Origin of the sequence: Pedobacter soli (genome assembly GCF_900101435.1) — a bacterium.
Classification (GTDB): domain Bacteria; phylum Bacteroidota; class Bacteroidia; order Sphingobacteriales; family Sphingobacteriaceae; genus Pedobacter; species Pedobacter soli.
In genome coordinates this window covers 163,953-181,384 of sequence record NZ_FMZH01000010.1, presented here as the reverse complement: position 1 = coordinate 181,384, position 17,432 = coordinate 163,953, and the positions used below count along the sequence as shown (strand labels likewise).

13 protein-coding genes are annotated in these 17,432 nt (G+C 40.7%); 6 read left to right on the top strand and 7 right to left on the bottom strand.

The window, feature by feature from the left end; all coding sequences use genetic code 11:
* Window positions 1–88: 88 nt before the first annotated feature.
* The 5 genes from BLR37_RS19740 to BLR37_RS19720 all read left to right on the top strand — a co-directional run bounded on the left by BLR37_RS19740 (window position 89) and on the right by BLR37_RS19720 (window position 5,283).
* Window positions 89–433 carry a winged helix-turn-helix domain-containing protein gene (locus tag BLR37_RS19740; RefSeq protein WP_090771617.1) on the top strand — a complete coding sequence of 115 codons (345 nt, stop codon included), beginning with the start codon at window positions 89–91 and terminating at the stop codon, window positions 431–433.
* 159 nt (window positions 434–592) lie between these two features.
* The gene (locus tag BLR37_RS19735; RefSeq protein WP_090771615.1) at window positions 593–1,666 is read left to right on the top strand and encodes a cytochrome-c peroxidase; all 1,074 of its coding nucleotides are present in this window, start codon (window positions 593–595) and stop codon (window positions 1,664–1,666) included.
* Window positions 1,667–1,695: 29 nt separating this feature from the next.
* On the top strand, window positions 1,696–3,684 hold the full coding sequence (locus BLR37_RS19730) for a TonB-dependent receptor plug domain-containing protein (RefSeq protein WP_090771612.1): 1,989 nt from the start codon (window positions 1,696–1,698) through the stop codon (window positions 3,682–3,684).
* Between the two features lie 3 nt (window positions 3,685–3,687).
* Window positions 3,688–4,197 (top strand): molybdopterin-binding protein, encoded by a 510-nt coding sequence (locus BLR37_RS19725; protein WP_244154710.1) that lies wholly within the window; start codon window positions 3,688–3,690, stop codon window positions 4,195–4,197.
* A 192-nt stretch (window positions 4,198–4,389) separates the two neighbouring features.
* Window positions 4,390–5,283 (top strand): winged helix-turn-helix domain-containing protein, encoded by an 894-nt coding sequence (locus BLR37_RS19720; RefSeq protein WP_090771610.1) that lies wholly within the window; start codon window positions 4,390–4,392, stop codon window positions 5,281–5,283.
* Window positions 5,284–5,321: 38 nt separating this feature from the next.
* Here the strand turns inward: BLR37_RS19720 and BLR37_RS19715 are convergent, their stop codons facing one another.
* Together BLR37_RS19715 and BLR37_RS19710 are read right to left on the bottom strand one after the other, a co-directional pair.
* Complete coding sequence (locus BLR37_RS19715; RefSeq protein ID WP_090771608.1) at window positions 5,322–6,299, bottom strand: family 43 glycosylhydrolase; 978 nt, start codon at window positions 6,297–6,299, stop codon at window positions 5,322–5,324.
* Window positions 6,300–6,330: 31 nt separating this feature from the next.
* A complete protein-coding gene (locus tag BLR37_RS19710; RefSeq protein ID WP_090771606.1) occupies window positions 6,331–8,361 on the bottom strand; it encodes a beta-L-arabinofuranosidase domain-containing protein in 2,031 nt (676 codons plus the stop codon).
* 316 nt (window positions 8,362–8,677) lie between these two features.
* Between BLR37_RS19710 and BLR37_RS19705 the strand changes: the two genes are divergently transcribed.
* Window positions 8,678–9,244, top strand: coding sequence for a hypothetical protein (locus BLR37_RS19705; protein ID WP_090771604.1), 567 nt, complete (start codon window positions 8,678–8,680; stop codon window positions 9,242–9,244).
* Between the two features lie 94 nt (window positions 9,245–9,338).
* On the opposite strand, the gene BLR37_RS19700 is transcribed toward BLR37_RS19705, so the two are convergent.
* The 5 genes from BLR37_RS19700 to BLR37_RS19680 form a co-directional block, all read right to left on the bottom strand.
* Window positions 9,339–10,652: a hypothetical protein gene (locus tag BLR37_RS19700; protein ID WP_090771602.1), complete on the bottom strand. Its 1,314-nt coding sequence runs from the start codon at window positions 10,650–10,652 to the stop codon at window positions 9,339–9,341.
* 263 nt (window positions 10,653–10,915) lie between these two features.
* Window positions 10,916–12,538, bottom strand: coding sequence for a glycoside hydrolase family 76 protein (locus BLR37_RS19695; RefSeq protein WP_090771600.1), 1,623 nt, complete (start codon window positions 12,536–12,538; stop codon window positions 10,916–10,918).
* A 335-nt stretch (window positions 12,539–12,873) separates the two neighbouring features.
* Complete coding sequence (locus BLR37_RS19690) at window positions 12,874–14,838, bottom strand: glycoside hydrolase family 97 protein (protein ID WP_090771598.1); 1,965 nt, start codon at window positions 14,836–14,838, stop codon at window positions 12,874–12,876.
* Window positions 14,839–14,970: 132 nt separating this feature from the next.
* Complete coding sequence (locus BLR37_RS19685; RefSeq protein ID WP_244154709.1) at window positions 14,971–16,224, bottom strand: PQQ-dependent sugar dehydrogenase; 1,254 nt, start codon at window positions 16,222–16,224, stop codon at window positions 14,971–14,973.
* A gap of 195 nt (window positions 16,225–16,419) precedes the next feature.
* Window positions 16,420–17,406 (bottom strand): BT_3987 domain-containing protein, encoded by a 987-nt coding sequence (locus BLR37_RS19680; RefSeq protein WP_090771594.1) that lies wholly within the window; start codon window positions 17,404–17,406, stop codon window positions 16,420–16,422.
* Window positions 17,407–17,432: the final 26 nt, after the last annotated feature.

Below are 17,432 nucleotides of genomic sequence, written 5' to 3'. Positions count from 1 at the left end.
ATATTACACCACTACGCAGTGGAATACTTTCCTGCTAAAATATTTACGGCTTCTGTACTTCAGCCGATATTTACTAACTTGCATCTTAATGAGTGCTACTAATTATTCGATTAACGGACGGATTTGGATTGAAACCCCTGAGGGCAAAGTTTTAGGCCATGGCAGGGTAGAATTATTGGAGCGTATACATGTTACAGGATCGCTGCGCCAGGCGGCTTTGCAAATGAAAATGTCGTATAAACAGGCTTGGGATCTGGTAAAACACACTAACGAAGGGTTTACCGAGCCATTGGTCCAACTTTCGAGGGGTGGTACTGGCGGAGGAAAGGCCATATTAACAGAAAAAGGACATCAGGTAATTGCAGAATTCAAAAAAATCCAAAAAAAATTCATCGACTTCATGAAAGAAGAAGAAAATTTGATCAAAATTTAAAAAATTCCCCGCCCTACTTTCCAAAACACACCCAACTTAAACTTTACCTTCCAGTAAATATCAAAAATAACCTTGCAAAAGCAATTATTGTTATTAATTTTACCGTTATACTTTTAAAAACATAACGATAAAATCAAATTACGGGCAAATCCCTAACAGATGAACAGCTTTGCTAAGGTTATCACCACACTTATCGGATCGTTTACATTACTGATTTGGGTAGGTAAATTGGATCCGGCACCTTATCCCCTTACCTATCCTTCTAATTTTGGCAACCGCATTTCGATCCCCCAAAACAACCCGACAACCCAGGCAGGCGTTTACCTTGGACGCAACCTTTTTTACGAACCCTTACTTTCGGCAAACAACAAAATATCGTGCGGCAGCTGCCATGAGCAGAAACGGGCTTTTACCGATGGTAAAGTCTTTAGCAGCGGTGTTGATGGCACTTTAACAAGCCGGAACTCGATGGCATTGGTTAATTTACTATGGGCACGCAGATTTTTCTGGGATGGCCGGGCTACCGGGCTTGAAGCACAGGCGGCATTTCCACTGTCCGATCCACACGAAATGGGACAGGCATTAACCGTATCGGCAGCCAAATTAAGGCAGTCTCCCAAGTATCCGATCTTGTTCCAAAAAGCATTTGGCGATACCGCAATTACAGTCAACAGGATTACCATGGCTATTTCCCAATTCGAACGGACATTAATTTCTGCCGATTCGCCTTATGACCGGTACCTCAAAAATACCTACAAGCCCAGCCCCATCGAGTTGGAAGGCATGCGATTGTTCAATACTATGCCACAACCACGCAAAAAAATCAGAGGAGCAGATTGTGCCCATTGCCATGGTGGTGCGAAAACCTATCTGGAATTGTTTCACAATAACGGACTTGATGAAATTTCTACCGACAAAGGAATAGCGGCGATTACGGGTATGGACAGCGATCATGGACGCTTTAAAATTCCAACACTTAGAAATATAGCGTTAACGGCGCCATATATGCACGATGGTCGCTTCAATTCGCTGCAACAGGTGCTCGATCATTACAGTGAACATTTAAAACAAAAACACCTCAGTCCATTCTTAAAAGGCAGTTCGAACAAAATAGGCGGAACATCACTCCAACTCTCCGCACACGAAAAGAAAGCTGTAATTGCCTTTTTAAACATGCTTACCGATACCACATTTATCCATAATCCTGAATTTTCTAATCCCAACCATCCTTAAACCAATAAAACGACCACCTAAAAACAACTATGACTAAACTTTATCTTTCCCTTCTTTTTTCGGCATTTTGCCTGTGTGCAGCGGCACAAACCCACACCACAAACACAGATTCGCTTCCGATAACCAAAAGAATATTTAAGCTTGGAGAAATATACATTAAAGGAAAAACAGACAACAGCAGCAATACGATAAGCAGCGATAAAATTGAGCAAAATGGCAAGCTCGACGTTGCTACCGCACTAAATATATTACCTGGTGTTAGCTTAAGTAAAGTTGGCGCCCGAAATGAATCGGTTGTGCTCATCAGAGGCTTTGACCTGCGGCAGGTGCCCGTTTATATTGACGGAATTCCGGTTTACGTGCCATACGATGGCTATGTTGACCTGGGCCGTTTTACCTCTTTTGATGTGTCGCAAATCAATGTCGCCAAAGGCTTTTCATCTATCACCTACGGTGCCAATACACTGGGAGGCGCAATCAACATCGTATCGAGAAAGCCGGTAAACAAGTTTGAAATTGATGCCCGTTCGGGATTGATGAGCGGCGATGGGCACCGGCTGAACCTGAATGCGGGCTCGCGACTGGGCAAGTTCTATTTTCAGGGAAGCATTTCACAGCTGAAACAACAGGGTTTTCCACTTTCTGAAAGCTTTATAGCTAAAATCAACGAAGATGGCGGGAGGCGTGAAAATGCTTACCGAGAAGACACGAAATACACGGCTAAAATTGGCTTTACACCAAAAGAAGGCGATGAATACGCTTTCAACTACGTAAAACAGGATGGCAAAAAAGGTAATCCGCCTTACGTTGGCGATGATACAAAGGTTACAACCCGTTTCTGGCAATGGCCATACTGGAACAAAGAAAGCTATTATTTCTTGTCAAACACCACCATTACACCAGCAAGTTCAATCAAAACACGCCTGTATTATGATAAATTCAGCAATTTATTGAGTGCATTTGACGACAATACTTATACCACGCAGAAAAAAGGTTCTTCATTCCAAAGTATTTATAATGATGATACTTATGGCGGATCGATCGTGTACAACAACCAGTTAAATGCTACACATTTTCTGAGTGCATCTGCCCAGCTTAAAAACGACAGGCATAAAGAATACAATGTTGGCGAACCTATCCGCACTACCCGCGATTACACTGCATCCTTGGGCCTGGAAGATGCTTTTCGCCTGAACGAAAAACTGACCTTATTACCGGGAATAGGCATTAACCTGCGCAAAAGCCTGCAGGCTGAGAATTATAATGCAACAACCAAAACGATTACTGAGCACCCTAAAAACGATAACTATGCTTTAAATGCGCAACTGGGTGCAGTTTATGAGCTGGATGAATGGCAAAAAATCAATGTATCTGTTGCCCGTAAAACCCGGTTTGCAACGATAAAAGACCGTTATTCTTACCGCATGGGAACTGCTATTCCCAATCCCGACCTGAAATCGGAAGCAGCCCTGCATTACGAAGCCGGCTATACGGGTAAGGTGATGAACCAGCTGCAAATTACCGCCAACCTGTTCTACAGCAGGATTTCTGATGCCATTATGCAGGTAAATAACGTATTGCCGAATATCTTTCAGCTGCAAAATGCCGGTAAAGCGGAGTTTTACGGCACCGAATTATCAGCAGATTACAGCATTTTACCCGATTGGAACCTGAGCGGACAGTACAGTTACCTTAAGCGGACCAACTTAAGTAACAGGGATTTGAAATTTACCGATGCACCTGACCATAAACTATTACTTTCTTCAGGATATCAGTTAAAAAAAGCCGCTTCGTTGCTCGCAAGCATTGAATACAACTCATCGCGCTACAGCACCAGTTATGGCACTAAAGCCGCCGGGTTTGCCCTAACCAATGTGGGCGCAAGGGTTAAAGCTTATCGCTGGATTTCATTAGAGGGTGGCGTAAACAACCTGTTTGATAAGAATTACGCCATCAGCGAAGGTTACCCTGAAGCGGGAAGAAATTATTTTATCAATTTAGTTTTTAATAACTTGTAAGACATGAAAACTACTAAAATCGCATTACTGACTTCCCTGTTAACTATAGCCTTATTCTTTAGCAACTCTAAGGTTAATGCACAGGCTAAAACGGCCTCGGCCAGTATTAAAGGAGAAGTTAAATCGGAGCTCATTTTAACGCCGACAGATGTAGATAAGCTGCCCAAAACCTCCATCAGCCAAAAAGACCGCACAGACCAGGAACATACCTACAGCGGGGTTGAATTAGGGCTTGTGCTTAAAAATGCCGGGGTAACACTTGCTGAAGAACTGAAAGGTGAAAACCTGACCAAATACCTGCTGGTTGAGGCCAGCGATGGTTATCAGGTTATTTTTTCACTGGCCGAAATCGATCCTGCTTTTACCTCCCGCAAAATTATACTGGCCAATAGAAAAGACGATAAACTGCTTGCTGCCGATGAAGGTCCATTCCGGATCATTATCGAGGGAGAAAAAAGGAAACCCCGAAATGCCCGGCAGGTAATCTCATTAACTGTAAAGTTTGCGAATTAAATTATTTAGGTCCAACACCTGGCACAAGCCATTTTTCTAACAGAAGAACGGCTTGTGAACATATTATTGTTTTTTAGTCAATCAGTGCTATGCCTGTGCTGGCTAATCAATTATTCCTGCCAGTATCTTTTTCGGCCCGGGGAATTTGAATTGCAAATAAAATTGCAACTTTGTAAATAAAAACCTGACATTATGAAGATTAGCCTAAATATCATTTCAGGGAAAGGCAAATACTTTTGCGGATTCATCCTGCTTTCGTTTATTACGGTAATCTGTCTCAGTATGGCAGATCATAACGATTTTGAAACAGCGAGAAGGGAAGTTTTGCTTCGCAAGATCGGGCACGAACTGCTATTACAATCGGGCGATGGTACATCGAGGGTGATGCCTGTAAAAAAGATCTCCGAAAATGAATATCAAATCAGTTTTGAAAAAGAGCTTACTTTTCGAACAGACCTTCTCGTAAATACTACCCACCGTTTGCTGGCCGGAGATCCGCTGGCAAAAGATTATGTTGTAAACGTAATAAACAGTAACCAACCGGGTGTAGCCTATGGATTTGCTATATCTAAAAATAAAAAAGATGATATTATAGCCTGCAAAGGCAGAGTGCAGCCCAAAGCACCTTACCTTATCAACATTAAATTTAAACCGGAGGGTATAAACATTGCAAAGCCTGAATATCTGCTGGGAAGCCTGCCTTTTTTAGCATTTGTGGGCTTTATTTTTTTAAGATCTGCTAAACCGCGAAAAGCATTAACTGAGACTGAGAAGGTTCAGCATACAGACATAATACCTTTAGGCCCGGCCTTTTTCGATGCGAAGAACCGGAAGCTTTTGGCCAACGGAAACACGATTGACCTCACCGGAACTGAAACACGTTTGCTCCTCATTTTCGCCTTATCGCCTAACCAAACTATAGCAAGAAGCCGGTTGCAAAAAGAGATATGGGAAGATGAAGGCGTTATTGTAGGCCGCAGTTTGGATATGTTTATCTCAAAACTTAGAAAAAAACTTGAATTCGATCCGAATATCAATATTGTAGTTATACGCGGTAAAGGTTACAGGCTTGAAACTAACGCGTAAAAATCGACCCTAAGTATCGATTACTAAAAAAAATACTGTTAGTCTTTTAGCAGATAAGGACCTGAAGATTTCCAGCCAATTTTTCTATTCGATAGCAACCAGGTGCGTCCTTTATCGTTATTGCCCTGATAAAATAAATAGGTTTTACCATCGTCGTCCATAAAAATAGCCGGGTGACCAGATTCGCTGGCGTTCCATTCGCCTGGCTTTCCATTAGCCAGGAAAGGTTTATCACTTAACCGCTGCCAGCTAATACCGTCGGTACTTTTTGCTACCCCGATTTGCTGGGGCACATTGTTGTAACTGCCTGCATAAAACATGTACAGGTATTTGCCTTTCTGAATAACCGATGCGGCTTCGATGCATTCGCCCTCCCACGCATACTTAGGCGATAAAATAGCGCTATCTACCGCCTGCTTCCAATCGTTTCTATCGAAATTGGTATTAGCTGGTGCTACAGCCACCCCCTGTTTCTGGATTTTACCTGTAGCATCGCGGGTAGCAAAATACAGGAAATACTGATTTTTAAACTGATAAACATCGGCATCTATGGCCCTGCCATTTGTCCAGCTTCCTGTTGGGTGAAATATGGGGTTTGTAGCGTTTCTGGTAAAATTTAAGCCATCATTGGCAAAAGCATGGCAAATGGCATCTTTTTCGAAATTGCCATAAGTTTGGTAAAAGATATGCACCTTACCATTAATTACTTTAGCGCAAGGTGCGCAAAGTCCTTTACTTTCATAAGCCGCTTCGGGATTAACTTCGCCAATTTTTTTCCAGTGATAAAGATCGCTGCTTTCAGAAATCCCTATTTTCCAGCCATCCATACCATTACCTGTTTTAGGGCTTTTAATGGAATAATACATCAGGTATTTGCCCTTAAATTTGATAACAGAGGGATCTTTGCTGAATGGTACGCCTGTAGCGGTAGTATCGGCATAATACATTTTAGGATGTTGGGCCTTAACGTTAAATACGCAAAACAAAATCGAAATGGCCAGGATATATTTAAGCATGCTTATTAAATATTTGATTTGAATGTTGAGGTTATTTAACTACCGGAAAAGCAACAATTCTAACCTTGGTAAAACCAAATGGCACGAGTGTTAAGGTTTCAACTTCGTTATTCACCTCCCCTTTATACAATCCCGACCGATCGCTTACGGGTTGTCGCGCAACCCCGTCAACTACCTTCCAGTTGGGAATCTTTTTACCTTTAGCTTTGATTTCGATGGGCGCACTATTCAAATTCCATACAAAACTTTGCGGCATGGGTTTAAACGATACGGAAAGATTTTTGGCTGGATCTGCGATAATGCTCTCCAGTAAACCATAATTCCAGTCGCTTTTAGGGTATACACTAAAATAATCGCCTTCAACCTTGTTGTTTCCTTTTTCCCACTTCTCTTCCAGCTTTAACGCATATACTAAAGGTCCACGTTCAATAGTCCGCGAATTGTGCCCCCAGTTAGAGGTAGCCATCGTCATAGGCAATTTCAATGTAACCTTATCGCCATTGTTCCATTTTTGGTTTAACGCCGCTATTGTACCGCCTTTGGCCGATTTTATTTCTTTGCCGTTCACCATAATTTTAGCTTCATTACACCAGGCGGGTATCCTTAAGTGGAAAGGGAAAGCCACTGCTTTTTTGGTAGAAAATGCGAAGTTAATCTCATCTTCAAAGGGATAACTGGTTTCTTCTTTAATGCTAATTTCCTGGCCGTTTACCATTGTTTTCAACACATTAGGTGCATAAACCAATGCCGCCAGCCCATTTCCATCTGTTTTATACCAAAGGCTCTGGGTATATTTTGTCCATCCCTGGTGCATATTAGCCAGGCAACAGGTATAACCGCTTCTCATCCCCAATACGTTATTCATTTCCCGATCGAAGGGTAACGAAAAATCAAAAACACCACGGCTGATCTGCACCTGATTGGCCATTTGAAAATACTGTTTATTGTTATAGTCGTCGGTTGTTTGAGGCGGAAGCGCATTAAATGTCATGCGTTCTAAAGCATCCATATAGGTTTCATCGCCGGTAATTTCTATAATTTTTTCCAGCGAATACATGGCCTCTACAGTAGCACAAAGCTCAGTGCCTTGCGTAGGCAAATTTCCATGCAAATCTTCGTCTGCAGAAAAAATCCCCATGGGTAAACCGTGCAAAGTCATCAGATCTTTAAAGCCTACTTTCAAATCTTTAAGATATTGGGGATTCCCACTGCGTTGATAATCAATTGCTGGTGTTTTGAGTGCCATGGCCACATTTACACCATGCCTGCTCATCCACTGGTCGTTATTTTGATAGGTGGCCGCATTAATTACCCAATCTCTGTTACCTAACCAGTTACTCCATTGAAAAGATTGCTTTTGAATCAGGTCTGCTAATTCGAGCAACAATTTATCGCCATTAATGCCATATAACCACTGCACCATGAGCACGTTGTCGTGCCCGCGGGAAGTAGCCCATTCCGTCCAGTTACCAATTTTCACCTTTTTAAGCGCTTCTTTCTGGTAATTGAAATATTTTTCCATAAAGGTAATCACCCTTTTATCGGCAGTTGCAGTATAATATTGTTGCAATACTTTCAGCATGACCATTTTTGGCCACCAGTCGTCGCCATTTTCAGGATGTTGAAGGGTAATTTCTTTGCCTTCGCGCTCTGCTTTGGTTATGGCGCCAAAATATCCCGATGGGCGTTGATTATCCAATACCCAGTTAATGTATTTCAGCACTTTTTGTTGTAATGCTGCATCACCCAGCTGGTAAGCCAGCGGAACAGCGCCATCGAGCCAGTAAGGTGTTTCTTCCCACGAATCGCCCTTGCCCCCTAACCAACCGTTATCGTCCTTAACCTTTCCATATACTTCATCTAAATGACCGGTTGTGCCTTTAAGCATAATTTCGAGCTGATCTTTTAACCAGCCTTGCGGTTTAATTGCGCCCAATGGTACAGGCATATATTTGGGCTTGACGTAATTATCTGCTTTCTGCTTTGGAGGATCTTCTGTATGCATGGCTTTAAAGGATAAAAGACCAAGTGAAATAAGAGAAAGTGCCAGCTTAAACTTCATGATGATGCGTTTTAGTAATTTGGTTAGCAGCCTTTTTACAAAGCCCGATTCAAAGTAAGGAATTTTAGCCTCCTTTTAGTAATACATTCAGTCTCAATATTTCCACTATCTGTATCAATTTATTTTCAAAAAGATATTTATTAACCACTTTGCCTTTGATAAGTGACCGAACGGATACATCTGAGATAATCTTAAAGAACTAAGGCTATAAGGCTAAGCTATGATATAAAATGTATATCTTTAGTAATCAGCCGGGTTAATTATTGAACTTACAGCCTACCTCTGGTAAAGCACAAATAATCTCATCAACATCCCAATGGAAACCTTTACCCATATTAAAACTGTACTTGGTATTATTTTAGGACTTAGTATTACACATTCTTTAAAAGGTGTGGTAAAAATTATTGAGCATCCCGATCGGTACAAAGTATATACAACCCATTTGTTATGGGCCTTTTATATGTTTTTAAGTACGGTATATTTTTGGTGGTTTGAAGTTCATTTAACCGAGATAAAACATTGGGATTTTTTGAAGTATCTCTTTCTAGTGATTTATGTGATCACGTATTATACCCTGGCAGCTTTGCTTTTTCCAGAGGATATGAAAGATTATAAAGATTTCAAATCCTATTTTTTATCGCGAAAGAAATGGTTTTTCTATATCCTGGCCGTACTTTTTTTATTCGATGCCTTCGATACTTATTTAAAAGGACCGGACTATCACATGGCAATGTTAAAGGTATACCCGGTAAGAGAAAGCGTTCATATTGTCGCCTGCCTGTTTGCAGCAAGAACAGACAACAAATGGGTGCATTTGTTTACGGTTTTAGCATTTATTGCTTTTCAAATTTTCTGGATTTTAAACTACTATATGAATGGCTGAGTTAAAGTCATTCATATAGCAGGTATGCTTTCAATTGGTGCAGTACTCAAAATTATTGGGGTTCTATACCGAAATAACTGTTAGGTTAAACTGTTTAGTCCCACAACACCTCCTGGTATTTGAGTGTTTTACGAAACGTTGCTTTATCAACAGAAGAAATCTGGGTTTTAAATGTACCTTCAAATAAAAGCACAGCTTCATCAAAATTTCTTAAGCCAGTGTTGTAAACCTGCAGGAGATATTGGGCAGGATCACTTTTTAAACCTGCAAAAACACCTTCGCCCTGCGAATTGCACAGGATGGTTTCGATAAGTTCTGCGTGGTCTTTTGCGCTGTACTTATATAAATACAGCATCTGGGCCGATGGTTTGGTACCCCATCTTTTCATCCTACTCTGCAGGTACTCCCACTCGCGTTGCACCTCTTCTTTTTCATACTCTACATAATGTTCTTTTTTTGCAAAGGAAGCGCATAAATTATCAAAGTAATTTTTGCCGTTGAAAGGATTCAGAAAGTTCACATTGCCCTTTACTCTGTAGGCAATAAGCCCGAATGCATCATTGCTGCCGGCATCCTGACTAATATCCAGTAAGGTGGTGATGCTTCCGCCGGTAATACCGCGCCAGTTATTAGTGGTAAAGCTGTAGCAGTATTTGTTCCAATAATTCTGCATCAACAGCGATTTTGCTTTCATATCATCCGATCCCATGTTTGAAATATCAATTCCCTGGAGTTTAAAAAACCTGCACCAGTAAGAAGGCCACTCCTGTGTACCACATTTATAGCCTGTTGTTGCATCGAATACAACATATTGTGCATCGTTTTTTGATGGAGGTAATATTTTGGGGGCAGTAAACTGTGGAAACGCTTTAATTGCTGGTACCGCTTGTACTGCCAGAGGAGCATCTGCATATTTTAACTGAAAACAAAGACGCTCAAATACGAGCAGGTCTTTATTCTGTATGTGCAGCGCAATGCTCCTTACCGGGCGTTCAATGGTATTATCGGTATATTTATTTTTGTAATAGGCGCCGTATTTAAGTGCACGGCTTTGAACCACAGGCTCTAAAAAAAACAGATATACGGTTGATGTCCTGATTTTTTCGTGTGTGATAAACTGAAGGTCTTTCCAGGGAATATTACGGTAAGTACTGCTCACCCGAGCAAATTTCTCCGTACGCGTAAAACTTACCGACATAAAGGTGTCGAAACTGTGGGTTAGCGTATTACATCCTGCATCGATAGCATTATTGTAATACTGCAGTTCATCTGAATAGCTCGAACTGTTAATAAGACGACTTAATTGTGCTGCAATTTGCGCACGCGACTGTGCATATACATTTATATTGCTCAGCATTAAAAGTAGTGCCAGCACTGTACCGGTATAATATTTTAAAGATTTGTTCATGGTTATATGCAATTAAGTCTGTCTGGTTTTTCCGTAGTTTATGATTGTCTCTGCAACCAAAAATACACTGATCATTTTAAATGCTATATCCCCATTATAGGGTATTTACGAAATGAACTTCTCAAAGATTAAAACAGGTTAAAAGTCACAAAAAAGCCCTTCAGAATATACTGAAGGGCGATTTTTAATCAAAAAAACCAATCTGGTGTTTCATGAAGCATTTTGGCATAATAAGTCATCTTCAAATTGAAAAAACCATCAATTTATTGCATGCTTAAAGAAAAACGCTCATTATCTCCATTCGCCTCTTGCCACAATACTATTTTTGCTCCATCTGCCGGATTATTGGCCTTTACATTGAGGCAGCTTGATGGCGCACATTTAGGTTTCAATTTGTAGTATCCGTCATAATCATATACGAGCTTAAATAATTGAGCCGAATTATTGTTTTGAGTAGTATAAATTTCAATCGGCGTATCGTTTGCCGGATTTGCCCCTGTAACATCTAATGATGCATTTGTATTGTGCTGAGGAACCAGCCTGTAATATCCATAATCAGCAGAAATGAGTTTAAATTTTTGATTTGGCCCAGCATTCCATTGCCAGATCTCAGCAAGCGATCCAATTGGTGTTCCAAGTATATCCAAAGCGCTGTTAGCATTAATTTTTGGGCTTAATCTATATATCGAGTTGTTAACGATGCCGGCCGGCTGAGTAATTGGAGTTACCTGCTGCATAATAACTCCTCCCACACATTCCAAAGCGGTAGTGATGTTATCGCTTGGTGTGTTTGCTGTCCAGGTGTTCCAGATCAGGTTTTTATCTGTTCGCCTAACACTCCATGCGGCATCTGCATTTTGTTTCATCCAGGTATAATAAGTACTCCAAAGATTGTTGTCTCTAACAAATTCGCCTAACGCTCTCACAAATTCCGACTGCCAGGTACCTTGTCGCGTTCCGTTTGTCAAAATGCCATTTACTGTTTTGTTATTCCTGACGTAATCAACCGATCGTTTGGCATCATCGTAATACAAAGAGTTGCCCGTTAACCGGTGAAGATGATTGGCTGCCCCTACAAAAGCACCTATATTATAAACATTGGCAGAAGAGCTTACTGTGCCGTTGGGTAAAATATTTTCGTAAACAGCGCCGGTTGACGCATTGTAGAGTTTAGACTTCACCCAATTGTATATCGCAATTGACTTATTTAAATAGGTAATATCTTTGGTCGCTTCGTAAATATAGCAACCCAAAATCATTTCGGGATTATTGCTCAAACCCGACTTGTCCTGATGAGAAACATCCCACCATAAACCACCATCTAATTCGGTGGTCCATCCACGATCGTAGCTTCGGTTAAAGGCATATTTGGCCTGATTTAAAAAAGTTGTATTTCCGGTAATCTGATAACCGCGGGCAAAGGCAATGCCAGCCCATTGGAGGTCATCATTATAATCGTTCCAATCCCAGTCGTACAAACTGCCGCTACCTTGATTTTGCTGCAAAAATGTATTCAGCAAATTGGTAATCAAAGTTTTATGTGCAGCACTCTTGGTTCTGAGATAAACATCTTCAACCATTTGTATGTCTAGGGCCTGTCGCCAAAAATAATCTTTTGATGAAACGTTGAGCGCTTCTTTGTAATACTGCGTATTTCCTGAAGTGACCAGAAAACTAGTATTGTAAGCATCGAAAGCTGCATCTGCGTTGGCATTAACATCCAACAGTAAGGCATTAGGGCCTACAGCCATTTGGGATTTTGAATTTTTAAGGGTTAAATCGGATAGCTCCGGATCGGATTTTTTACAGGAAGTAAAATTAAGGGCGGTAACGAACAAGCAAAATAGTGCGTAAACCATTCTGCGATTCAGATTTTGGTGTCTCATAAAGTAAAAATTTAAGGTTTATATATTCGGTTTAAAAAATTCTTAAAATCGAAAAATCCGTTTCAATAACTCCTTGAAAACAAATTAATAAGACAAATTAAATGCTTAATAACAGATCAAATTTGTCTTATCATTCATATTTTTTGACTTCACATGCTTTTAGGTGGATGAAAGCACGTAAATCTCAAAAGGCTAACTTAAACTTGACTGAAAAGTATAGACAACAATTCCGAATGGCAGATTAAATACTTTGGATGTATAGGCTGATAAAAACGAAAACTCCTCGCGAATAAAAATCGGGAGGAGTTTCGGTCAGGGATACTTATGTATGAAAGTTACTTTAATATAGCGGCAAATCCGCCGTTGCGGACCATTTTTATAGCGATGTGATCACCTGCTTTAACCTGAACCGTTTTTTTCCTATAGTCCATTGCCTGTTTTCCGGCATTTATACCATCTTCAAAATAAGTCATGGTATAGGTCTTATCTTTTTCAAGAAAATCAAAATTCAGCTCAATGTTTCTTTCCTTTTCTTTACCATTAACTATTCCACCGATAAACCATTGTGCCCCTTTGCGTTTGGCCACAACAGCCACTTCGCCGGCAACAGCAGCCAGGGCTTTGGTCTCGTCCCAGGTGGTGGGTACACTGGCAATAAATTCTGTACAATCAGGGTTTTTGTAGTAAAGGGTTGGATTATCGGCCAGCATTTGAATACCACTTTCAAAAACCACATAAAGGGCCATTTGGTAGGCCCTGGTACCTACACCAGTTGCATTCGGTCTAACAGCCCGGTTTACTTCTGGTTGCATATTGAGCATTGCGCCGGGCGTAAAGTCCATCGGCCCTACAGCATTACGCATAAAAGGTAAGAATACACTGTTATCTGGCGTACATCCGCCCATTTGTTCTAATCCCCTCACCCCTTCATACGAAATCAAATTCGGGTATTTATATTCCAGGCCTGCAGGTTTAAATGAACCATGAAAATCTACAAAAATCTGATGTTTAGCTGCCTCTTTCACTACATCTTCGTAGTAGTTTACCATCCATTGGTCGCTGCGATCCATAAAATCGATTTTTACGCCTTTAATTCCCCAATCATGAAAGGTTTTAAATAAACCCATGTTATTATGCACAGTTAACCAGGTTAGCCAAAGCATAATGTCAACATTTTTGGTTTTGCCATAGCGGATCAGCTCCTTAACATCTACTTTTGGATTTGGGGTATATGGATCTGTAGTGCTCTTAGCCCAACCTTCGTCCATAACAATATATTTTATTCCGTATTTGGAAGCAAAGTCGATGTAGTATTTATAGGTGTCCAGGTTATATCCTGAGACAAAATTCACATCAGGTCCGTAGGGGGTAGCATCATTCCACCATTCCCAACTGGCCTGCCCCGGCTTAATCCAGCTTGGATCTGCGATTTCGCTTTTTGCAGCAAGTTTTAAGGTCATGGTGTTTTCCATTAACTGTTTGTCATCAGCAGTGATTACAAAATAACGCCATGGAAAATTCCTGGTGCCTTTGGTTTTTGCAATATAGTCGGCTGATTTGGTGATTTTCTGACTACGATCGCCATCTGGGGCAAATTCAAGCGGAGCTTTGGGAAAAGTACCTTCCAAACCGTTATTACCATTGCCTTTTAAAAAAAGTGCGGGATAATCGGAAAGATCAGATTCGCTGATGAGAATTTTATATTTCTTTCTGGTATCGATTAAAAGGGGCAGATTGGCCATTTTATCGGTGGTTTTCCAGTCTTTTGATTCGATATGCTGATAGGCCTCTTCGTAAGCGGTTTTAAAGCCATTATTCTGCTGTACATGCAACAGGTAATCGCTCGGAAAATTTACCGCGAACTGTTCGTTAAGCACTTCAACCTCTCCTTTTTTAGTTGTAATAAAACGATAAGCCGCTCCGTCATCAAAAACACGGAATTCAACAGCATAATCGCCTTTAAAAGTTAAGATTAAGCCATTATAGTCATTTTTTACGGTAGAGAACTTTAAAGCAACATAAGGTTTGATTACCCCATCCCCTTTCGTTTTCCTGGTTGATATTAATTTCGGGTTTTCGCCAAGCGTTCCTGTTTTCAGGCTTAGTGAAAGTGCATTTTTACTCAGCAATTCCTCGTTTCGCCCTGCTATTGCATAATAAATTTTATCGCCAAGGCTAACCGACAGCTTTATTTCGCCATTGGGAGATGCTAAATCGATCGGTTTTGATTGTGCCCGCAGCTGAACTGATAGTATGGTCAGCTTAATCAGGCAAAATGTAATTTGTTTAAAAAAATTCATGTATAATTTAGGTTGTGTGTTGCTTATTTTTTGAGTCTTAAAGTTTATAATTTAATTTCAGTTGTGGTATTTATTCTTTCTTTTAGGTTAAACTTCTTGAAGTCCGGGGTTTATTTTCTTTTGTATTTCAGGTTAATTTTTAACCACCTTGTACACAGCTCCATGTGCATTTTCCGGACCAGTATCTGTATTAGTCAAAATATAAATCTCATGCGCGGCATCGCTGCCAAACGCGGTAATTTTCGAATCACCAGGTAAATTTTTCAATGTTACCTTTCCGCGATCCCATTTGCTACCCTTTTTTTGAAGGTAATAGATAGGCCCCGTCCAATCTGCAAATAAATATTTTCCTTTCAACTGAGGTATGGTCATTCCGTTATAAATGTATCCTCCTGTTACCGATACTCCTTCCCTGTGGTGGTATTCGGCAATCGGTTTAATCGTTTTAGTAATTTCACAACCTGAAGCAGGATTATGGCAATGGTTTCCTTCAATCAGTCTCCATCCGTAATTGCCACCTTTAACCACAATATCTACTTCTTCCCAGGTTGATTGGCCGACATCCCCGGCAAATAGATTACCAGAGGAACTGTCAAACGAAAACCTCCAGGGGTTTCTAAATCCGTAAGCCCATATTTCAGGCTTTACATCTGCCCGGTTAACAAAAGGATTATCTTTGGGCACCAAATACCCCGTGGGAGTATTGATATCGATGCGAAGGATTTTGCCATGCCAGTTGCAAAGATCCTGGCCATTGCCAATTTTACCATGCTCATCACCCTGACCACCTCCATCACCCAGCGAAAGATATAAATATCCATCGGGACCAAACTGTATACAACCACCATTATGGTTTCCATCTGGTTCCTCAACAGTTAAAATAATGCGCTCACTATTTTCGTTTACATACCCATCTGCATTTTGCTGGTACTCTGCCAATACCCCGGTATGATTTGATTTCTGCTTAGAAACCCTGTCGTAGTAAAGATATAGTTTTTTATTATCACTATATTGAGGATGTAAGGCCATCCCCAGCAAACCTCGTTCTTCATATCCCCTGTTTAATTTGATTAACTTATTTTTCAAATCAATTAAGGGTTCGGCAAGAAGCTTTCCTGCGCTGATGATACGTACCTTACCTGACTGTTCGCTAACCCAGATTTCATTTTTATTGGGAAAAACTAAAGCGGTTGGTGCCTGAATCCCGGTTGTTACCTCAGTAACCGCCAGTGTTAACGGTGGAATAGGTTTGCTGGCCTTTTCTTGCTGAGTAACATTTTGTGCAATAACAGATAGTGGTACAACAAGTACTGCGATTGATAAAAATAAGGGAATGCGCTTCATTAAGCATCGGGTGTTTACCATATAGAAAATGTGTTTTTTCATTATTTGTATTTTTGTGTTTAATGGCTGATTACAACCTGACATAAGCGCTCTTAACCCCAGATATCACCAGCTTTCACCAGGAATTGAATGTTTGTAACTCCTGATTCAACATACTTTAGTAACCATCGGCACTAAACTGGCTACTTGCCCGGTTAGCACACGATGGTTATTGGGAGCGTATCAATTTTTCATTAATTAAAAAGCATACAATTCGGCCAAATGTGTTACGCTCGAACTGTAAGAAGAGTTGATCGTTACTTTGAAATAACGCGCCTGTTTATTAAAGCCCTGTTCGAAAAATACGGTCTGAAGATTTTTATTATTCTGTAAAACCGTACTACCCGCATCTGTCCAGGTGATATTGTCGGTACTGATCTGAACATTCACTTCATTCGGTTTACCACCCTGATCGCCCTGTCTTGGCAGAAAAGATAATCCATGAAAAACCTTAACCTCGCCCATATCTATGGTTAAGAAATGTGGAGGAGGCGCCGAAGTTCCTTGCCACTGCGAGTGCCAGAATGTATTATTATCTCCATCAAGTACAAAAACTGCCCTGCCGTTATTTGGTCCTTCGCCATTGGCTTCCTGCGAAGAAAACCCGGCAATTGCAAATTTTGAACGTTCATAAGCCGGATAGTCAGCTAAATCCGGTAATGCCCTTACAATATAATACACTGTTTTAAGCGATTCTTTTACTTTAACTGCCGGACTTGAAATGGTAATGGGCAACAGGTAAGTCTTAAAGGCATCCATCGCTCCATCACCTTTTGCCTTAAAGGTAATTTTAAGCGGTTCACTGCTGGTTTTGCCCTTAGGGATAAATGAAGTTGTGGCCGAAAGGGCGTATGAACTTGCCGGCAAAACCTGGTAATTTGTTTTATTAGCAGTATTATACGAGGCAACCAGTCCATTATCTACTTTAAAACTTACCGGTACATCTGCATCTGGCACTCCGTAGCCACCATAGGCCGCACCATAAACAGCTGTTTGTACGAGGTTATCTTTTACCTTAAGTGTTGTGGTAACAGCCCCATTTACTCCCTGTGGCATGTAAACACTGGTATAACTATCGATGGGTTGATCGGGAAGATCAACCTCGTCTTTGCAACCATACCAGGCTGTTGCATTTATTAATCCCAGCAGGATGAAAAGGATTTTATATTTATTTTGAGTTATCATAATTTTAAAATCTAATAAGATGACGA

What these genes read in the sequence shown, in the direction of transcription:
- BLR37_RS19690 (WP_090771598.1), bottom strand. Translation starts at nt 14,838, where the DNA reads ATGAATTTTTTTAAACAAATTACATTTTGCCTGATTAAGCTGACCATA.
- BLR37_RS19720 (WP_090771610.1), top strand. Translation starts at nt 4,390, where the DNA reads ATGAAGATTAGCCTAAATATCATTTCAGGGAAAGGCAAATACTTTTGC.
- BLR37_RS19725 (WP_244154710.1), top strand. Translation starts at nt 3,688, where the DNA reads ATGAAAACTACTAAAATCGCATTACTGACTTCCCTGTTAACTATAGCC.
- BLR37_RS19740 (WP_090771617.1), top strand. Translation starts at nt 89, where the DNA reads ATGAGTGCTACTAATTATTCGATTAACGGACGGATTTGGATTGAAACC.
- BLR37_RS19710 (WP_090771606.1), bottom strand. Translation starts at nt 8,361, where the DNA reads ATGAAGTTTAAGCTGGCACTTTCTCTTATTTCACTTGGTCTTTTATCC.
- BLR37_RS19700 (WP_090771602.1), bottom strand. Translation starts at nt 10,652, where the DNA reads ATGAACAAATCTTTAAAATATTATACCGGTACAGTGCTGGCACTACTT.
- BLR37_RS19735 (WP_090771615.1), top strand. Translation starts at nt 593, where the DNA reads ATGAACAGCTTTGCTAAGGTTATCACCACACTTATCGGATCGTTTACA.
- BLR37_RS19695 (WP_090771600.1), bottom strand. Translation starts at nt 12,538, where the DNA reads ATGAGACACCAAAATCTGAATCGCAGAATGGTTTACGCACTATTTTGC.
- BLR37_RS19715 (WP_090771608.1), bottom strand. Translation starts at nt 6,299, where the DNA reads ATGCTTAAATATATCCTGGCCATTTCGATTTTGTTTTGCGTATTTAAC.
- BLR37_RS19705 (WP_090771604.1), top strand. Translation starts at nt 8,678, where the DNA reads ATGGAAACCTTTACCCATATTAAAACTGTACTTGGTATTATTTTAGGA.
- BLR37_RS19685 (WP_244154709.1), bottom strand. Translation starts at nt 16,224, where the DNA reads ATGAAAAAACACATTTTCTATATGGTAAACACCCGATGCTTAATGAAG.
- BLR37_RS19680 (WP_090771594.1), bottom strand. Translation starts at nt 17,406, where the DNA reads ATGATAACTCAAAATAAATATAAAATCCTTTTCATCCTGCTGGGATTA.
- BLR37_RS19730 (WP_090771612.1), top strand. Translation starts at nt 1,696, where the DNA reads ATGACTAAACTTTATCTTTCCCTTCTTTTTTCGGCATTTTGCCTGTGT.